Source organism: Streptomyces sp. NPDC024632 (assembly GCF_055559175.1).
On the sequence record NZ_JBVHLD010000005.1, the window covers coordinates 476,093 to 493,503 of the forward strand.

The following is a 17,411-nucleotide window of genomic DNA, read 5'->3' on the forward strand; positions in this document are numbered from 1 at the left end:
CCGAGTGCAAATGCGGACTTTCCCGCATGAAGCGACTACGAGCCCAGCACCCGCCGGAGGTAGTCGTTCATGAACCGCCGGTCCGGGTCCAACCGGTCCCGCAGCGCCGTGAATTCGCCGAAGCGCGGATAGGCCGAGGCGAGGTATTCCGCGTCGCGGGTGTGCATCTTGCCCCAGTGCGGACGCCCGCCGCGCGCGGTCATGATCCTCTCGACCGCGGTGAAGTACTCCTGGTAGCGGCTGCCCCGGTACATGTGCACCGCGATGTACGCGCTGTCCCGGCCGGACGCCGTCGACAGCGCGATGTCGTCGGCGGGCGCGACCCGTACCTCCACCGGGAAACTGATCCGCAAGTCGGACCGCTCGACCATCGCCTTCAGCTCGCGGATCGCGTCGACCGCCGCCTCGCGCGGCACCGCGTACTCCATCTCCACGAAGCGCACCCGGCGCGGGCTGGTGAAGACCTTGTACGGGATGTCGGTGTACGAACGGGCCGACAGGGCGCGGCTGGAGAGCTTGGCGATGCCGGGGATGACGGCGGGCGCGGCCCTGCCGACCACGCAGGCGGCCTGGAAGACGCCGTTGGACAGCAGCTCGTCGTCGATCCAGCCGCGTACGGCGGGGACGGGCGCGGCCGGGCCCTGGCTGCGGTTGTTCCGCTTGGTGTTGCAACTGTCGGTGTGCGGGAACCAGTAGAACTCGAAGTGCTCGTTCTCCGTGGCGTGCTGCTCGAACTCCGCCATCACCCGGTCGAACGCCATCGGCTCCTCGCGCGCGGTCAGCAGGAAGACCGGCTCGACGGCGAAGGTGACGGCGCTGACCACGCCGAGCGCGCCGAGCCCGATCCGGGCGGCGGCGAAGACGTCGGGGTTCTCCTCGGCCGAGCAGGTCAGCACCGAGCCGTCGGCGGTGACCAGTTCGAGCGCGGTGATCTGGGCGGCGATCGAACCGGAGTCACGGCCGGTGCCGTGCGTGCCGGTGCTGGTGGCGCCCGCCACCGTCTGCTCCATGATGTCGCCCATGTTCGTGAGCGACAGGCCCTCGGCGGCCAGCGCCGCGTTCAACTGCTTGAGCTGGACGCCCGACTCGACGGTGACGGTGCCCGCCGCGCGGTCGATGGCGCGGATCGCGGTCAGCCCCTCGGGGCGGATCAGCACCCCGTCGGTGGCCGCCGCGGCGGTGAAGGAGTGCCCGGAGCCGACCGCCTTCACCGGCAGGCCGTCCTCGGCGGCCCGCCGCAGCACGGCCGCCAGTTCGCCCACGGAGGCGGGCGCCACGGCCCGCGCCGGCCGGGCGGAGACGTTCCCCGCCCAGTTACGCCACGCCTTCTGTTCGGCCCTGCTTGTCGTGCGTGCCGTACTGCCCGTCGTGCTCATCGCGCGGCCCCTCCCGCTCTGGCGCCGGCTTGAGCCGGCGATACCCGAGAAACGCCACCGCCACGGCGAGGACCGCCGAGGCGGCGGGCACCGCGAAAGCCGCCGACGCCCCGTGCGAGTCGATCACCCGACCCGCCACCGAGGCCCCTGCGGCGACCCCGACCGCCATCCCCGTGGAGGTCCACGTGATGCCCTCGGTCAGTTTCGTCCGCGGTACCAACCCTTCGATCAGGCCCATCGCGGTCACCATCGTCGGAGCGATGGTCAGGCCCGAGAAGAACAGCGCCACGGCCAGAAACGGCAAGTTTCCGACCAGTAGTGGCGGGATCATACTCACGGTCATCAACGCGATGCCCAGCAGGAACCTCCCGGTGGGCGTCCCGCGCGGGGTCATCAGCCCGAAGACCAGCCCGGCCAGACACGATCCCAGGGCGTACGTCGCCAGCACCAGACTGGCCAGCGCCTTGTGCCCGCGCTCGTCCGCGAAGGCCACCGTGGCCACGTCGACCGCGCCGAACAGCGCCCCGGTGCCGACGAAGACGCCGGTGACCACCAGCAGCCCCGGCTCGCGCAGCACCGACCGGTCCGAGAGGCGGTCGCGCGGATGCGGCGGCGGCTCGGTGGCGTGCTGCGCGGTCAGCAGCAGTACGCCGGTGCCCAGGAAGACCGCGGCCAGCAGCGGGCCCGCCTCCGCGAACCAGGCCGTGCACAGCCCGATCGACAGGATCGGCCCGAGGATGAAGACGATCTCGTCCACCACCGACTCGAAGGAGTAGGCGGTGTGCAGGAGTTCGGGAGAGCCGCGGTGGATCCGCGACCAGCGGGCGCGCACCATGGCGCCCATGCTCGGCGTGCAGCCCGCGCCGACCGCGCACACGAAGTACACCCAGTCCGGCGAACCGGCCCGCACCGCGATCAGCAGGGCCGCCACCGACAGCACCGTCACGGCGCTCGCGGGACGCAGCACCCGCCGCTGTCCGTACCGGTCGACCAGCCGGGAGATCTGCGGTCCGATCGCCGCCCCCGACAGGGCCAGCGCGGCGGCGAGCGCGCCCGCGAGCCCGTACCTCCCGGTGACCTGGGAGATCATCGTCACGATGCCGATGCCCAGCATGGACAGTGGCATCCGCCCGATCAGCCCGGCGGCGGAGAACGCCTTGGTGCCGGGAGCGGTGAAGATCGCGCGATAGGGGCTGGACAAGGGCGCTCCCGGCGGCGTCGCCGAATTCTCGGTAAGGAACGTAGCTGGCGCGTACAGCTTACGAGTCCGCGCAACCGAATTGTGCCGCGCGGCGCCCCGGATTCCAGCGCGCGGATTCCACCGCGCGGAGGGCGCCCGCGGCGGCCACCGCGAGCCACCGCGTGACCGGGCGCACCCGCCCGGGGAGGCGGAGCGCGGCGAGATCGTCGCGGGGTGGCAGGATCGATGACATGTCCGATCAGCCGCCTCAGCGCGACCCCCACGACGCCGGGCCGTACGACGCCCTGCTGCTGCTCTCCTTCGGCGGCCCCGAGGGACCCGACGACGTCGTGCCCTTCCTGGAGAACGTCACCCACGGCCGGGGCATCCCCAAAGAGCGCCTGAAGGAGGTCGGGCGGCACTACTTCCTCTTCGACGGCGTCAGCCCGATCAACGCGCAGAACCGCGAACTGCTCGACGCGCTCCGCAAGGACTTCGCCGGGCACGGCCTCGACCTGCCGGTCTACTGGGGCAACCGCAACTGGGCGCCGTATCTGACCGACGCCCTGCGGGAGATCGCGCGGGCGGGCCACCGCCGGGTCCTGGTGCTGGCCACCAGCGCCTACGCCTCGTACTCCGGCTGCCGGCAGTACCGCGAGAATCTGGCCGCCTCGCTGGCCGTGCTGGCCCGGGAGGGCCACCCGGTGCCGCGGGTGGACAAGCTGCGGCACTACTTCAACCACCCCGGCTTCGTCGAGCCGATGACCGACGCGACGCTGGCCGCGCTGGACGCGCTGCCCGCGGACGTACGCGACGGCGCCCGGCTCGCCTTCACCACGCACTCGATCCCCACCTCGGCCGCCGACACCTCGGGACCCGTCGAGGGCCACGGCGACGGCGGCGCGTACGTCGCGCAGCACCTGGACACCGCCCGGGTGATCGCCGACGCGGTACGCGCCGCGACCGGCGTCGACCGGCCGTGGCAGCTCGTCTACCAGTCGCGCAGCGGCTCCCCGCAGATCCCGTGGCTGGAGCCGGACATCTGCGACCACCTCCAGCAGGCGCACGCGCAGGGCGCGCCCGCGGTCGTCATGGTGCCGATCGGCTTCGTCTCCGACCACATGGAGGTGAAGTACGACCTGGACACCGAGGCCGTCGCCAAGGCCGCGGAGCTGGGGCTGCCGGTCAGCCGCGCCGCGACCGTCGGCGCCGACCCGCGCTTCGCCGCCGCGGTGCGCGACCTGGTGCTGGAGCGGGCCGCGACCGAGCGGGGAGCGGCCCCGGCGCGCTGCGCGCTGGGCGCGCTCGGCCCCAGCCACGACATCTGTCCCGCGGGCTGCTGCCCGGCCAGGACCCCGCTGCCCGCCGCCGCCGGAACCGACTGACCGGTACCGACCGGAGCCGGGCGGCGGGACACCACCGACAGGTACCGACCCCGCCCGGAGACCGGCTGTGACCGGAACCGACTAAGGAGCCCCCCGTTGAGCCCCACCCCCGACGCGTCGTCGACCGAGCCCGCCGCGCTGCTGGAGATCGCCCTGGAAGCCGCGCGCAGGGCCGGTGAGCTGCTGCGCGACGGCCGCCCCGCCGACCTGGGCGTGGCCGCCACCAAGTCCAGCCCGATCGACGTCGTCACCGAGATGGACATCGCGGCCGAGAAGCTGATCACGTCCTACATCAGCGGTCTGCGCCCCGACGACGGCGTCCTCGGCGAGGAGGGCGCGAGCAGCGAGGGCACCAGCGGGGTGCGCTGGGTGATCGACCCGCTCGACGGCACGGTGAACTACCTCTACGGCCTGCCGTCCTGGGCGGTGAGCATCGCCGCGGAGGTGGACGGCGAGGCGGTGGCCGGTGTGGTGGCCGCCCCGATGCGCGGCGAGACGTACCAGGCGGTACGCGGCGGCGGCGCGTTCGTCAACGGCGAGCGGGCCCGCTGCCGTCCGGCCCCGGCCTTCTCGCACGCGCTGGTCGGCACCGGCTTCGGCTACCTGTCCGAGCGCCGGGCGGCGCAGGCGACGGTGGTGAGCGCCCTGCTGCCGCGGGTCCGGGACATCCGGCGCGGCGGCTCGGCCGCGATCGACCTCGCGGACGTGGGCTGCGGGCGGCTGGACGCGTACTTCGAGCGCGGCCTGAACCCCTGGGACTTCGCGGCCGGGGCGCTCTTCGCCCGCGAGGCGGGCGCGCTGACCGGTGGACGGCCGGGAGAGGCCGCCTCGGGCGAGCTGACGGTCGCGGCCCCCGGCGGCCTCTTCGAACCGCTCCAGGAGCTCCTGGACGGCTTGGGCGCCTGGCACGGCTAGAGCGTCGGCACGGCGGCGGGGGCGGCGGGCCGGACCGTGGCGCTCGCCGCGTTCGTAGGACCCCGCGGGGCTCGCAGCGCTCCCAGCGCGTGTCACGCCGACCGTCCGATGAGCGGCCGATATCCGCGCGTAGACATGCGAACGCCCCGGCACCTGTGAGGTGTCCGGGGCGTGCGGCTCGGGGTCAGCCGGTGTGGATCAGGCGACCTTCGGCCGTACGTCCACGCCGTTCTCCGACGCGAGTCGGCGGAGGTCTTCCAGTTCCGCCTGCTCGACGTCGGCGAGGAAGTCGTCGCCTGTCTCCCGGGCCCGGCGCAAATCGGTCTCCGTGCTGTGTATGCGCTGGAGGATTCCGGTGGTGAACGCGTCCATTAGGCGCCCCCTCGTCGTCGTCGTTGACACGGGGTGTGTCAAGCCAGGTACCACGCGAGGGAAACGCGTGGCGAGGCGTGGTGGGTGGGTGTGCAGTCGTCTTGCCCACCCGCTTCGGAGCGGAAACCTCCGTCGGCCGGAGGAATATTCCGTCGTCGGTCCCTTACCGCCGATTTACGGTCCTCAGGTGCAGGATGGTGGAGCATTCGCACAGCTCATGCCGTTCCGGCCGCGGCTCCGCGCCGCCGCAGGACCGCTCATGTCCCCCCGCTCTGGAAGGAACAGCGCCTTGCGCGTACTGGTCGTCGAGGACGAGCAACTGCTCGCCGATGCGGTTGCCACCGGGCTGCGCCGCGAGGCGATGGCCGTCGACGTGGTCTACGACGGCGGCGCCGCCCTGGAGCGGATCGGGGTCAACGACTACGACGTGGTCGTCCTCGACCGCGACCTCCCGGTCGTCCACGGCGACCAGGTGTGCCGCGAGATCGTCGATCTCGGCCTGCCCACCCGGGTGCTGATGCTCACCGCCGCCGGTGACGTCAGCGACCGGGTGGAGGGTCTTGAACTGGGCGCGGACGACTATCTGCCCAAGCCCTTCGCCTTCACCGAGCTGACCGCGCGGGTCCGCGCGCTGGGCCGTCGTACGACCGCGGCCCTGCCGCCGGTCCTGGAGCGCTCCGGCATCAGGCTCGACCCCAACCGCCGCGAGGTCTTCAGGGACGGCGCGGAGGTGCATCTGGCGCCCAAGGAGTTCGCGGTCCTCGAAGTGCTGATGCGCAGCGAGGGCTCGGTGGTCTCCGCCGAGCAGTTGCTGGAGAAGGCGTGGGACGAGAACACCGACCCGTTCACCAATGTGGTGCGGGTGACCGTCATGACACTGCGCCGCAAGCTCGGTGAGCCTCCGGTGATCGTGACGGTCCCCGGTTCCGGTTACCGGATCTGATCCGCGTGGCGTCCCCCTCCGCCGGCTCCCCCGCGCCCGCACCGCCCTCGGCCCCGCCGACCCCGCCCAGGCCCCCCTGGGACCCGCTGCCGGGCGAGAGCCCGCTGCCCTGGCTGCGCCCGACCATCCGGATACGGCTGACCGTGCTGTACGGCGGCATGTTCCTGATCGCCGGTGTGCTGCTGCTGTGGATCATCTATCTGCTGGCGGCCCAGGCCCTGCACCAGGGCAGCGAGCCGCTGTTCACCGTCAACAGCGGCCGGGTCAACATCGTCAGCAACACCTGCCCGAGCCTGATCAACGAGACGGATTCGGGGCGCTTCAACTCCGCCCTGGCGCAGTGCATGGCCGTCCAGCGCGAGGCGGCGCTCAATGTGCTGCTCAAGCGCTCGCTGCTGGCGCTGATCGGCCTGGCCGTGGTCGCGCTGGTCTTCGGCTACGTGATGGCCGGGCGGGTGCTCGCGCCGCTCGGGCGGATCACCAGGACCGCGCGGGTCGTGGTCGGCTCCGACCTCAAGCGCCGGATCGAGCTGGACGGCCCGGACGACGAGCTGAAGGAGCTGGCCGACACCTTCGACGAGATGCTCGACCGGCTGGAGAGATCCTTCGACGCCCAGCGCCGCTTCGTGGCCAACGCCTCGCACGAGCTGCGCACACCGCTGGCGATCAACCGGACGCTGCTGGAGGTCCAGCTCTCCGATCCGGACGCCTCGGCCGACCTGTTGCAGCTCGGCAAGACCCTGCTGTCCACCAACGAGCGCAGTGAGCAGCTGGTCGAGGGCCTGCTGCTGCTCGCCCGCAGTGACAACGAGATCGTGGACCGCAAGCCGGTGGACCTGGCGGAGGCCGCCTCCCGGGCGCTCGACCAGACCCGCGCCGAGGCACAGGGCAAGGGCGTGGAGCTGCGCTCCCGGCTCGACGGCGCGGTCGTCCAGGGAAACGGCGTGCTGCTGGAAAGGATCGCCCTGAACCTGGTACAGAACGCGGTGCGGTACAACGTGGCGGAGAACGGCTGGGTCGACGTCTCCACGGCCGTGGAGGGCGGTCAGGGGCTGCTCGTGGTCGCGAACACCGGACCGGTCGTTCCGGCGTACGAGATCGACAACCTTTTCGAGCCGTTCCGGCGTCTGCGTACCGAGCGGACGGGAAGTGACAAGGGGGTGGGACTGGGACTGTCCATCGCGCGGTCGGTGGCACGGGCGCACGGAGGCGTCATCGTGGCCGAGCCGCGCGAGGGAGGCGGCCTGGTCATGCGGGTCGCGATCCCGTTGTGAACCGCGTCACGCCCAGGACGGCCACCGGCGACGACAGCACCGACGAGTGTTCGCTATGCGAGAAATTTCGCGGTCTGTTCCCCGCCGGGAACCGTTGTGATCGACAGCACATGCTATCGGAGGGACACCTACACACAGTGATCAAGACATTGGGGAAAAAGACCGGAAAATCCATGTTTCCCCAGGTCATGATCACGGGAAGTACACGTGATGGCACCCGCGACATACGACTTTCAGACTGTCGCGAGTGACGATCGGCCACCCGTGCGATCACCCCTTCGGGGGCGACCTTGGGTGTCGATTGAGTAACAGGCCTTGATGTGAGGCAAAATCTCCGCCTCGGGTCGGGCACAAGTCCGGCCTCCCGCGCGTTACGTGCGCTGGAGACACCGCAGACACCCACAGGGGGAGAGCGAAAAATGGCTACGGATTACGACACCCCACGCAAGACCGACGATGACGTCAACGAGGACAGCATCGAGGAACTGAAGGCCCGGCGGAACGAGAAGTCCACCTCCGCGGTGGACGTCGACGAGTTCGACCAGGCGGAGTCCCTGGAGCTGCCGGGCGCCGACCTCTCCAATGAGGAACTGTCGGTTCGCGTACTGCCCAGGCAGGCCGACGAGTTCACCTGCATGAGCTGCTTCCTGGTCCACCACAGGAGCCAGCTCGCGGCGGAGAAGAACGGCAACCCGATCTGCCGCGACTGCGCGGCCTGATCCGCGGGCGCGGTGACGGGCTCACGGCGGGACGGCCGGGCGGACGACGCCGGCCGGGCGCAGGACCAGGACCGGGACCGGGCACAAGGCCCGGTGGAGGGTCCGACGGAAGGCCGGGTGGAAGGCCGAGAAGGCGACGAGCGGGGCCGCAGGGCCTCGCTCGCGGCCACGACCGCGCGCGGGGCGCGCGGAATACGCAGCGGGGCGCGCTACGGCGGCAGGAAGGCGATGGCGGGCATGGGCTCGGTCGCCGAGCGGCTGATCGAGGTCGCCCCGCGCATCCCGGTGCGTGACCTGGCGACGCTGCGGGGGCAGTTTCCCGGTCTCGGCCCCGAGGACATCGCGGACCGGCTGATCGCCACCGCGGTGAAGGGCACCATGACCGTCGGCGCCGGTGTGGGCGCCGCCGCGATGCTGCCCACCCCGCCGGCGATGCCGGCCGAACTGACCGCCGAGACGCTCGGCGTCGCCGCGGTCGAGTTCAAACTCATCGCGGAACTGCACGAGGTCTACGGACTGCGTGTCCCGGGCAACTCCCGGGAGCGCGCGACCGCGTATCTGTGGTCCTGGACCGAACAGCGCGGTATCGATGTGCTGAAACTCTCCACGGTCAACGTGGCCCTGGGCAGCAGCATGAAGAAGGAGATGCGCCAGCGGCTGCTGCGCCGCACGCTGCGCAATATGCCGACGCTGACGCCGTTCATGATCGGCGCGGCCGTCGGCGCGGTGATGAACCGCCGCGACACCCGCAAGCTCGCCCAGCGGATCCGCCACGACCTGCGCGCCGCGCAGCTCCCGTGGCCCGAGCTGCCCGCCGTCGGCGCACCGGCCGACGCGGCCCTGACCGGCACGCTGTGGCAGCCGCCCGCCATCGAGCCCTGACCGGCCGCGGGCGCCCCCGCGGGGGCCGCCCGGCACCGTGCGGCCCGGCCGGTCCTACTGGGGCGCCTTCACGGCTTTCAGCGCCTCCGCGAGCCGCTTCGGCGAACGCGTCGACAGATAGACGTACGGCGTCGGGTCGTCCGGATCGGTCACGTCGACCTTCAGCGCCGTCGGCACGTACGAGCGCAGCAGCATGTACGCCCGCGGGTCGGCCTTGTGGGAGCGCCAGGCCACCGTCTCCGCCGCGTCGAGCACGGTCGCCTCGCCCAGTGCCGCCAGCGGGATCCGGGCCTTGCCCGCCACCAGCGAACCCGCCACCACCCGGATCCGCGCGGACCCGTACGAGCTGACCGCCATCATGGCGACGGCCGCGCCGGCCGCGAGCCCGGCCAGCATCGGCAGCGGGCCGAACGGGAAGAGGATCAGCGCCATCGCCACACCCACTCCGGCGGCCAGGAACCACCAGGAGCGCGGCACGGTGAGACGTTCGTCGTAAGGCTGCATGGCACCAGACTGCCATGCGGTCCTGTGCTATCTGCCGCGAAGGCGCGCCAGCGCACGGGTGACCCTCGGCGGTGCCTGCCGCAGCCCGGTGGCGAGCTGCTTCGCCCAGTCGGAGGCGGCCGTCGGCGCCACCGCGTCCAGCACCGCGGTCGAGCGGGCGCCGCCGCCCACCAGATAGCGCGGCAGCGGGTGCCGGGCGGTCAGCGCCTTGCGCACCGCGAGCGCCACCGGGCGCGGCCCCGGCAGGTCGCGGCTGCCGCGCAGCACGTCCCCGGCCGCCGCGTACTGCTCCTGGTACGCCGACGCCCGCTCGTCGGGCAGCAGCCCGGCGCCGGTCTCCCAGATCCCGGTGCCGTAGGAGCCCGGCTCGATCAGCGAGACCTGCACGCCGAACGGCGCGGTCTCCATCCGCAGCGCGTCCGTGACTGACTCCAGGCCGCGCTTGCTCGCGCAGTACCAGCCGAGCATCGGCAGCGACACCCGCCCGGCGATCGACGACACGTTGACGATCCGGCCCGCCCGCCGGTCCCGCATCGCGGGCAGCACCAGGCGGGCGATCCGCGCGGGCGCCACCAGATTGGTCTCCAGCTGGCGCCGTACCTGCTCGTCGTCCACGTCCTCCACCGCGCCCGGCTGCGCGAACCCCGCGTTGTTGACCACCGCCCACGGCCCGCCGTCGGTCATCGTGGCGATCTCGGTGAACGCCCGGACGCAGGACGTCGCGTCGGCCACGTCGAGCACCGCGGTGCGCACCGCCGCGCCCGTACGGTCGACCGCCGCGCGCAGGGCCCGCGCGTCCCGGTCGTTGCGGACCGTGCCGATCACGTCGAAGCCGCAGTGCGCCAGCTCCAGCGTGATGGCACGGCCGATGCCGCGTCCGGCTCCGGTGACGACGACGGACTGGCCTACTCCTGGGGACATGCGCGCGCTCCGGTGCTACCAGATGACAACGGGGGGACTGCGGGGGCGGTACGAGGGTGGTACAGGGGGCGGTTTCCGCCGGCCGCCGGGCGGCTCCCCCGGGACCAACGGACACCGGCAGGGAAAGGATCCCGCGGAAGGGTAGGGTCTCGGGCGTGAGTGGAGCGAACACACCCAGAAGCGCCGGACGGTCGTCGTTGACGCCGCCGCCCGACGCCACCGCGCCCACGCGGCACCCGGACGCCCCGGCGCCGGGCGAGCTGCTCGGGGCGCACTACGACCAGTGCTTCGGCTGCGGCGAGGGTCTGCCGCACGGGCTGCACCTGGCGGCGCGGGCGGGCGAGGGCGTCAGCGTCACCGCCGAGTTCACCGTCAAGCCCGCCCACCAGGGCGCGCCGGGCCTCGCCCACGGCGGGGTCCTGGCCACGGCGCTGGACGAGACGCTGGGCTCGGTCAACTGGATGCTGCGCGCCATCGCCGTCACCGGACGGCTGGAGTCGGACTTCCTGCTCCCGGTCCCGGTCGGCGCCACGCTGTACCTGTCGGCGCGCTGCACCGCGGTCGCCGGACGCAAGATCTACAGCTCGGCCGAGGGCCGGATCGGCGGCCACGACGGGCCGGTCGCGGTCCGCGCGGAGGCGCTGTTCGTCGAGGTCAAGCTCGACCACTTCACGCAGAACGGCCGCGCGGAGGAGATCCGCGCGGCGATGTCGGACCCCGACCAGGTGAAGGTCGCCCGCGCCTTCGAGGTGAACCCATGAGCCGTGAGCCGCTGCGCCTCGTCAGCGAGGTGAACCCGTGAGCACAGAGCGACAGCCGGTGGACGTACTGCTGCACCGGCTCGACGAGTCCGTGCCCGTACCGTCCTACGGGCATCCCGGTGACGCGGGCGCGGACCTGACGACCACGCTGGCGGCGGACCTCGCGCCCGGTGAGCGCGCGGTCCTGCCCACCGGGGTGTCGATCGCCCTGCCCGACGGGTACGCGGCCTTCGTGCATCCCCGCTCGGGGCTGGCAGCGCGCTGCGGTGTGGCCCTGGTGAATGCCCCGGGAACGGTGGATGCCGGGTACCGTGGAGAGATCAAGGTGATCGTCGTCAACCTCGATCCGCGCGAGACCGTGCGGTTCGAAAAAGGTGACCGGATCGCCCAACTGGTCGTCCAGCAGGTCGAGCGGGTCCGTTTCCATGAGGTGGCGGAGCTGCCCGGCTCTGCCAGGGCCGCGGGGGGCTTCGGCTCCACGGGGGGTCATGCCGCGGCGCCGTCGGCCGACACGTCCAGAGTCGGATTCGCATCGGTCGTTGCAGACCGGGAAGGACAGTGACCGTGTTCCGTCGTCGCAAGGAGCGCGAAGACGACCTCGACGAGCTCGACGAGGCCGCAGGCCCTGACGAGCAGGTCGAGGACGCCGAGGAGTCGGACGACTCCGGTGAGTCCCTCCGGTACAACCTTCCGCCCGCCCCGAGGCCCGACGGCCCGTGGGACCTGAGCGAGGTCAGTGAGCCCGGCGAGGGCCGCGTCGACCTCGGCGGACTGTTCGTGCCCGGAGTCGAGGGCATGGAGCTGCGGGTCGAGGTCGCGGGCGAGTCCATCGTCGCCGCGACCGTGGTGCTGCGGGACAGCGCCGTGCAGCTCCAGGCGTTCGCCGCCCCCAAGTCCGAGGGCATCTGGGGCGAGGTCCGCGAGGAGATCGCCGCCGGTATCACCCAGCAGGGCGGCATCGTCGACGAGCTGGAGGGCCCGCTCGGCTGGGAGCTGCGGGCCCAGGTGCCCGTCCAGCTCCCCGACGGCACCAATGGCGTGCAGCTCGTGCGGTTCATCGGCTGCGACGGCCCGCGCTGGTTCCTGCGCGGGGTTATCTCCGGCCAGGGCGCGGTGCAGCCCGCCGCCGCCGGTGTGCTGGAGTCCGTCTTCCGCGACACCGTGGTGCTGCGCGGCGACACCCCGATGGCGCCGCGCGACCCGATCGTGCTGAAGCTGCCGAACGACGCGCAGATGGTGCCGGACGGCGCCGCGCCGACCGAGCAGGGCGAGCCGTCGAAGTTCGGCGACGGCATCGACCCGCTGCGCCGCGGCCCGGAGATCACCGAGCTGCACTGAGGCGTCGCTCCGCGTACGCGCCGTTCGCGGCCTTCGTGGCCCCTCGTGGCCCGGATCCGTTCCCACGGGTCCGGGCCACGGCGTTTGCGCGTACCGTCCACGGCGTTTGCGCGTACCGTCCACGGCGTTTGCGCGTACCGTACGGATACGCGACGGCCTTACGGTGGCCGGCGCGCCGCGGGCGGGGGCCGGCAGGGGATGCGGCCAGGACGGGGAGGACGCATGAGCGAGGGGTCCACGGGACGTGCGGCGACGGCGGTCGCGGACGGTCCGCCGTCCGGGGACATGGTCGTCGTCGAGGATCTGCGCCGCACCTACGGCAGCGGCGACACCGCCGTGCACGCCCTGCGCGGTGTCTCGTTCTCCGTCCCGCGCGGCGAACTCGTCGCGCTCAAGGGCCGTTCGGGCTCGGGCAAGACCACCATCCTCAACCTCGTGGGCGGTCTCGACAGCCCCGACGGCGGCCGGATCATGCTCGACGGCACCGATCTGGCCTCGCTCGGCGACGACGAACTGCTCGCCCTGCGCCGGGACCGTATCGGCTTCGTCTTCCAGTCCTTCGGGCTGCTCCCCATCCTCAGCGCCGCCGAGAACGTGGGGGTCCCCATGCGGCTGCGCAAGACCCCGCCGCGGGAGCGCGAGGAGCGCGTCGAACTCCTCCTGGCCCTCGTCGGCCTCGCCGACCACGCCGCCCAGCGCCCCGGCGAACTCTCCGGCGGCCAGCAGCAACGCGTGGCCATCGCCCGCGCCCTCGCCAACCGCCCCGTCCTGCTCATCGCGGACGAGCCCACCGGGCAGCTCGACGCCGACACGGGCCTGGCCGTCATGGAGTTGCTGCGCGCGGTCGTCCGCAGCGAGTCCGTCACCGCCCTCGTCGCCACCCACGACACGCAGCTCCTCGCCCTGGCCGACCGCGTCCTGGAACTGCGCGACGGGCAGATCGTCCAGACCACGGACTGAGCGGCCTGACGCGGGTCAGGCCGCTTTTCGGGGCAGGCCGCTCCGGGTCAGGCCGCTTTCCGGGGCAGGCCGCTCCGGGCCAGGCCGCTTTCCGGTCAGGCCGCTCCGGCGAGCAGTGAGGCGGCGTCGGCGAGGACGAGACCGGCCGCCCCGCGGACCTCGGCGCCGTCCCCGAGGCCGCCGGTGACGATCTCCAGGCCCTCCGCGGCGGAGGGAAGGGTGTGGCGGCGGACACCGGCCCGCATGGGTTCGAGGATGTCGGCGCCCGCGGCGGCGAGGTCGCCGCCGACCACGATCAGGCGCGGGTTGAGGAGGGTGACGAGCGTGGCGAGCGCGCGGCCCACGGCGTCTCCCGCGTCGCGGACGGCGCGCAGGGCACCGGTGTTGCGGTCCCGGATGAGGGCGGGGAGGTCGCGGGGTGCGACGGTCTCGCCCCAACTGTCGGACAGCAGGCGGGCGATGGCGACCGGACTGGCGACGGTCTCCAGGCAACCGCGGTTGCCGCAGCGGCAGATGAGGCCGTCGGTGATGAGCGGGAGATGGCCGATCTCCCCGGCGAGGCCCCGTGAGCCGAGCAGGAGGCGGCCGTCGCTGACGATGCCCGCGCCGATACCGGCGGAGAGCCGGACGTAGACCATGTCGCCCGCCTGCCGTCCGGCGCCGTACATGCGCTCGGCGAGGGCGCCGGCGTTGGCGTCGTTGGTGACGCGGACCGGCAGCGAGGTGCGGTGGCGCAGTTCGTCGGTGAGGCGCAGGCCGACCCAGCCGGGCATGATGCCCTCGGCGCCGAGGGCGCCGCTGCCCTTCTCGACCGGTGAGGCGATTCCGGCGCCGATGCCGAGGACGCGCTCGCGGGCGACGCCGGTCTCCTGGAGAGCGCGGCCGACGAGGACGGCGACCAGGTCGAGGGTCTCCTGCGGGGCGCGGTCCACGTCCTTGGCGACCCAGTGCTCCCACAGGACGGCGCCGAACAGGTCGCAGAGGATGACGCGTACGTGCTGGTGGCCGATGTCCGCGCCGATGGCGTAGCCCGAGCTGGGGACCAGCGAGAGGGACTGGGCGGGCCGTCCGGTGCGGCGGGGCTCCGGCTCCTCGGGGCCCTCGTCCTCGGTGACCAGGCCGACGGTGATGAGGTCGGCGATCAGCGAGGAGACGGTGGCCCTGGACAGGCCGGTGACGCGCACGAGTTCGGGCCTGCTGCTGCGTGCGGTGGTGTGCAGGGCCTCGAGGACCCGGAGCCTGCCGACCTCGCGGAGATTGACTGGAGTGTCGATCACTGCCCCCCGGATGTGTGACGTCTCGGCAACCGCACGGTGCCCTGTTGCCGTCACCGACGTCAAGAGCCTTGACTTATGCCGAAGTTCAGGCAGAAACTGCCGAACTGTTCTATCCGGCGCCGTGAGTTTCAGTCGATGCCGGATGAATAACGATTCACGGCCCGTACCAGGAGCGGCATTCCGCCAGGAGGACGTACGTGACGACGACACCACCCCCGGTCCCCGCGCTGCGGATCGGCATGGTCGGCCATGCCTTCATGGGCGCTGCGCACTCCCACGCCTGGCGCACCGCGGGCCGCTTCTTCGACCTGCCGGTACGGCTCGAACTCACCGCCGTCTGCGGCCGGTCGGCCCAGCGGGCGGCGTCGGCCGCCGAGCGGTACGGCTGGGGGTCGTACGAGACGGACTGGCGGGCGCTGGTGGCGCGGCCGGACATCGACGTGGTGGACATCTGCACGCCGGGCGACAGCCACGCGCGGATCGCGGAGGCGGCGCTCGCGGCGGGCAAGCACGTGATGTGCGAGAAGCCGCTGGCCAATTCGGTGGCGGAGGCCGAGGCGATGGTCGACGCGGCGCACAAGGCCCGGCAGGCCGGGGTGCGTTCGATGGTGGCCTTCAACTACCGCCGGGTGCCCGCGCTGGTGCTGGCGCGGCGGCTGATCGAGGAGGGCAGGCTGGGCACGATCCACCAGGTGCGGGCGCAGTACCTCCAGGACTGGCTGGTCGACCCGGAGTTCCCGCTGGCCTGGCGGCTGCGCAAGGACCGCGCCGGGTCAGGGGCGTTGGGCGATCTCGGCGCGCACAGCATCGACGCGGCGCAGTATCTGACGGGTCAGCGGATCAGCTCGGTCGGCGCGCTGCTGGAGACCTTCGTGACCGAACGGCCGCTGCCGGAGTCGGCGAGCGGTCTGTCGGGCAAGGGCGGTTCCGAGCGCGGCCGGGTCACGGTGGACGACGCGGCGCTGTTCACCGCGCGGTTCGACGGCGGCGCGATCGGCGTGTTCGAGGCGACCCGTTTCGCCACCGGGCACAAGAACGCCATGCGGATCGAGGTCAGCGGCTCGCGCGGCACACTCGCCTTCGACGCCGAGTCGATGAACGAGCTGGCCTTCCACGACCGTTCCGAGGACCCGGACACCGCCGGTTTCCGCCGCGTCCTGGTCACCGAGCCCACCCACCCCTACCTTGACGCGTGGTGGCCGCCAGGCCATCTGATCGGCTACGAGCACTCCTTCACGCACCAGGTGCGCGATTTCGCCGAGGCGGTGGCGGGCGGTACGGATCCGCGGCCGTCGTTCGCCGACGGGCTCCAGGTGCAGCGGGTGCTGGCGGCCGTGGAGACCAGTGCGGCGGCCCTCGGCGTGCACATCCCGGTGCCCGCCCCTCAGTCCTGAAGCCCCGATCCCTGGAGGACGCACATGGCCCGACCCGTCACGCTCTTCACCGGCCAGTTCGCCGACCTGCCCTTCACCGAGGTGTGCGCGCTCGCCTCGCGGTGGGGGTACGACGGCCTGGAGATCGCCTGCTGGGGTGACCACTTCGACGTGGAGGCGGCGCTCAGCGACGACGCGTATCTGCCGCGGCTGCGCGACACCCTGGACAAGCACGGACTCAAGAGCTGGACCATCTCCTGCCATCTGACCAGCCAGGCGGTCTGCGACCACCCGATCGACGAGCGGCACCGCGGCATCCTGCCCGCCCGTATCTGGGGCGACGGCTCGCCCGAGGGGGTGCGGGAGCGGGCGGCGGAGGAGATCAAGAACACCGCGCGGGCCGCCGCGGCCTTCGGCGTGGACACCGTGGTCGGCTTCACCGGTTCGTCGATCTGGCACACGGTGGCGATGTTCCCGCCGGTGCCGGAGGAGATGGTCGACCGCGGATTCGCGGACTTCGCCGACCGCTGGAATCCGATCCTGGACGTCTTCGACGAGGTCGGGGTCCGGTACGCGCACGAGGTGCACCCGGGCGAGATCGCGTACGACTACTGGACGACGGTGAGGACCCTGGAGGCGATCGGCCACCGCCCGGCCTTCGGGCTCAACTTCGACCCCAGCCACTTCGTGTGGCAGGACCTGGACCCGGTCGGCTTCCTGTACGACTTCCGCGACCGTATCTACCACGTGGACTGCAAGGAGTCGGTCAAGCAGTTCAACGGCCGCAACGGGCGGCTCGGTTCGCATCTGCCGTGGGGCGACCCGCGGCGCGGCTGGGACTTCGTGTCGACCGGGCACGGCGACGTGCCGTGGGAGCCGGTCTTCCGGATGCTCAACAGCATCGGGTACGAGGGGCCGATCTCGGTGGAGTGGGAGGACGCGGGGATGGACCGGATGACGGGCGCGCCCGCCGCGCTCGCGCACGTACGGGCGCTGGCCGCGATCGAGCCGCCCGCGGCCTCCTTCGACTCGGCGTTCAGCTCGTCCTCATGAACGTCTGGGATCGTCGCTGACGTCCTGCGGCTCCTCCCGGCGGGCCCGGTCCTGACAGGCTGGCCTGCCGGGCGGCGCTCGGGGGGGGGGGGGGGGGGGGGGGGGGGGGGGGGGGGGGGGGCGGGGGGGGGGGTGGGGGGGGGGGGGGGGGCGGGGGGAAGGACGACATGGAGGGGAT

At 72.4% G+C, this 17,411-nt stretch carries 18 protein-coding genes; 12 read left to right on the forward strand and 6 right to left on the reverse strand.

What is annotated here, in order from left to right; genetic code table 11:
• Window positions 1–35: 35 nt before the first annotated feature.
• On the reverse strand, window positions 36–1,376 hold the full coding sequence (locus ACZ37P_RS13695; RefSeq protein ID WP_467346529.1) for a D-arabinono-1,4-lactone oxidase: 1,341 nt from the start codon (window positions 1,374–1,376) through the stop codon (window positions 36–38).
• Window positions 1,315–2,577, reverse strand: coding sequence for an MFS transporter (locus ACZ37P_RS13700; RefSeq protein WP_391048896.1), 1,263 nt, complete (start codon window positions 2,575–2,577; stop codon window positions 1,315–1,317). The genes ACZ37P_RS13695 and ACZ37P_RS13700 overlap by 62 nt, the downstream gene beginning before the upstream one ends.
• Before the next feature lie 230 nt (window positions 2,578–2,807).
• On the opposite strand from ACZ37P_RS13700, the gene ACZ37P_RS13705 reads away from it, so the two are divergent.
• Window positions 2,808–3,941: a ferrochelatase gene (locus ACZ37P_RS13705; RefSeq protein WP_467346531.1), complete on the forward strand. Its 1,134-nt coding sequence runs from the start codon at window positions 2,808–2,810 to the stop codon at window positions 3,939–3,941.
• A 96-nt stretch (window positions 3,942–4,037) separates the two neighbouring features.
• Entirely contained in the window at window positions 4,038–4,856 is an 819-nt protein-coding gene (locus ACZ37P_RS13710) for an inositol monophosphatase family protein (protein ID WP_467346533.1), read from the forward strand.
• Between the two features lie 198 nt (window positions 4,857–5,054).
• Here ACZ37P_RS13710 and ACZ37P_RS13715 read toward each other — a convergent pair whose 3' ends face one another.
• Window positions 5,055–5,228: a hypothetical protein gene (locus tag ACZ37P_RS13715; RefSeq protein ID WP_188282026.1), complete on the reverse strand. Its 174-nt coding sequence runs from the start codon at window positions 5,226–5,228 to the stop codon at window positions 5,055–5,057.
• 289 nt (window positions 5,229–5,517) lie between these two features.
• Here ACZ37P_RS13715 and ACZ37P_RS13720 point away from each other — a divergent pair, with 289 nt between their 5' ends.
• The 4 genes from ACZ37P_RS13720 to ACZ37P_RS13735 all read left to right on the forward strand — a co-directional run bounded on the left by ACZ37P_RS13720 (window position 5,518) and on the right by ACZ37P_RS13735 (window position 9,046).
• Window positions 5,518–6,171, forward strand: coding sequence for a response regulator transcription factor (locus ACZ37P_RS13720; RefSeq protein WP_391163844.1), 654 nt, complete (start codon window positions 5,518–5,520; stop codon window positions 6,169–6,171).
• Window positions 6,172–6,176: 5 nt separating this feature from the next.
• Window positions 6,177–7,445 (forward strand): sensor histidine kinase, encoded by a 1,269-nt coding sequence (locus ACZ37P_RS13725; protein WP_355338466.1) that lies wholly within the window; start codon window positions 6,177–6,179, stop codon window positions 7,443–7,445.
• Between the two features lie 419 nt (window positions 7,446–7,864).
• Complete coding sequence (locus ACZ37P_RS13730; RefSeq protein WP_103884889.1) at window positions 7,865–8,164, forward strand: DUF4193 domain-containing protein; 300 nt, start codon at window positions 7,865–7,867, stop codon at window positions 8,162–8,164.
• Between the two features lie 117 nt (window positions 8,165–8,281).
• On the forward strand, window positions 8,282–9,046 hold the full coding sequence (locus ACZ37P_RS13735) for a hypothetical protein (RefSeq protein ID WP_355338463.1): 765 nt from the start codon (window positions 8,282–8,284) through the stop codon (window positions 9,044–9,046).
• A 54-nt stretch (window positions 9,047–9,100) separates the two neighbouring features.
• Here the strand turns inward: ACZ37P_RS13735 and ACZ37P_RS13740 are convergent, their stop codons facing one another.
• Window positions 9,101–9,550, reverse strand: coding sequence for a DUF3093 domain-containing protein (locus tag ACZ37P_RS13740; protein ID WP_355338460.1), 450 nt, complete (start codon window positions 9,548–9,550; stop codon window positions 9,101–9,103).
• 27 nt (window positions 9,551–9,577) lie between these two features.
• Complete coding sequence (locus ACZ37P_RS13745; protein ID WP_355338457.1) at window positions 9,578–10,471, reverse strand: SDR family oxidoreductase; 894 nt, start codon at window positions 10,469–10,471, stop codon at window positions 9,578–9,580.
• A gap of 155 nt (window positions 10,472–10,626) precedes the next feature.
• Here ACZ37P_RS13745 and ACZ37P_RS13750 point away from each other — a divergent pair, with 155 nt between their 5' ends.
• The 4 genes from ACZ37P_RS13750 (at window position 10,627) to ACZ37P_RS13765 (ending at window position 13,530) form a co-directional block, all read left to right on the forward strand.
• Window positions 10,627–11,232: a PaaI family thioesterase gene (locus tag ACZ37P_RS13750; RefSeq protein ID WP_355338454.1), complete on the forward strand. Its 606-nt coding sequence runs from the start codon at window positions 10,627–10,629 to the stop codon at window positions 11,230–11,232.
• Between the two features lie 37 nt (window positions 11,233–11,269).
• Window positions 11,270–11,794 (forward strand): dUTP diphosphatase, encoded by a 525-nt coding sequence (dut, locus tag ACZ37P_RS13755; protein ID WP_467346538.1) that lies wholly within the window; start codon window positions 11,270–11,272, stop codon window positions 11,792–11,794.
• Window positions 11,795–11,796: 2 nt separating this feature from the next.
• Window positions 11,797–12,570 (forward strand): DUF3710 domain-containing protein, encoded by a 774-nt coding sequence (locus ACZ37P_RS13760; protein WP_355338451.1) that lies wholly within the window; start codon window positions 11,797–11,799, stop codon window positions 12,568–12,570.
• Between the two features lie 222 nt (window positions 12,571–12,792).
• Window positions 12,793–13,530, forward strand: coding sequence for an ABC transporter ATP-binding protein (locus ACZ37P_RS13765; protein ID WP_355338448.1), 738 nt, complete (start codon window positions 12,793–12,795; stop codon window positions 13,528–13,530).
• Between the two features lie 95 nt (window positions 13,531–13,625).
• On the opposite strand, the gene ACZ37P_RS13770 is transcribed toward ACZ37P_RS13765, so the two are convergent.
• On the reverse strand, window positions 13,626–14,807 hold the full coding sequence (locus ACZ37P_RS13770) for an ROK family protein (protein ID WP_355338445.1): 1,182 nt from the start codon (window positions 14,805–14,807) through the stop codon (window positions 13,626–13,628).
• Between the two features lie 239 nt (window positions 14,808–15,046).
• Between ACZ37P_RS13770 and ACZ37P_RS13775 the strand changes: the two genes are divergently transcribed.
• On the forward strand, window positions 15,047–16,201 hold the full coding sequence (locus ACZ37P_RS13775; protein WP_355338795.1) for a Gfo/Idh/MocA family protein: 1,155 nt from the start codon (window positions 15,047–15,049) through the stop codon (window positions 16,199–16,201).
• A 24-nt stretch (window positions 16,202–16,225) separates the two neighbouring features.
• Complete coding sequence (locus ACZ37P_RS13780; protein ID WP_355338442.1) at window positions 16,226–17,233, forward strand: sugar phosphate isomerase/epimerase family protein; 1,008 nt, start codon at window positions 16,226–16,228, stop codon at window positions 17,231–17,233.
• The last annotated feature ends 178 nt before the right edge of the window (window positions 17,234–17,411 follow it).

Excerpts from the sequence above, each read along its gene's own strand:
- ACZ37P_RS13695 (WP_467346529.1), bottom strand. The coding sequence starts at position 1,376 with ATGAGCACGACGGGCAGTACGGCACGCACGACAAGCAGGGCCGAACAG.
- ACZ37P_RS13705 (WP_467346531.1), top strand. The coding sequence starts at position 2,808 with ATGTCCGATCAGCCGCCTCAGCGCGACCCCCACGACGCCGGGCCGTAC.
- ACZ37P_RS13715 (WP_188282026.1), bottom strand. The coding sequence starts at position 5,228 with ATGGACGCGTTCACCACCGGAATCCTCCAGCGCATACACAGCACGGAG.
- ACZ37P_RS13730 (WP_103884889.1), top strand. The coding sequence starts at position 7,865 with ATGGCTACGGATTACGACACCCCACGCAAGACCGACGATGACGTCAAC.
- ACZ37P_RS13740 (WP_355338460.1), bottom strand. The coding sequence starts at position 9,550 with ATGCAGCCTTACGACGAACGTCTCACCGTGCCGCGCTCCTGGTGGTTC.
- ACZ37P_RS13745 (WP_355338457.1), bottom strand. The coding sequence starts at position 10,471 with ATGTCCCCAGGAGTAGGCCAGTCCGTCGTCGTCACCGGAGCCGGACGC.
- ACZ37P_RS13765 (WP_355338448.1), top strand. The coding sequence starts at position 12,793 with ATGAGCGAGGGGTCCACGGGACGTGCGGCGACGGCGGTCGCGGACGGT.
- ACZ37P_RS13775 (WP_355338795.1), top strand. The coding sequence starts at position 15,047 with ATGGTCGGCCATGCCTTCATGGGCGCTGCGCACTCCCACGCCTGGCGC.
- ACZ37P_RS13780 (WP_355338442.1), top strand. The coding sequence starts at position 16,226 with ATGGCCCGACCCGTCACGCTCTTCACCGGCCAGTTCGCCGACCTGCCC.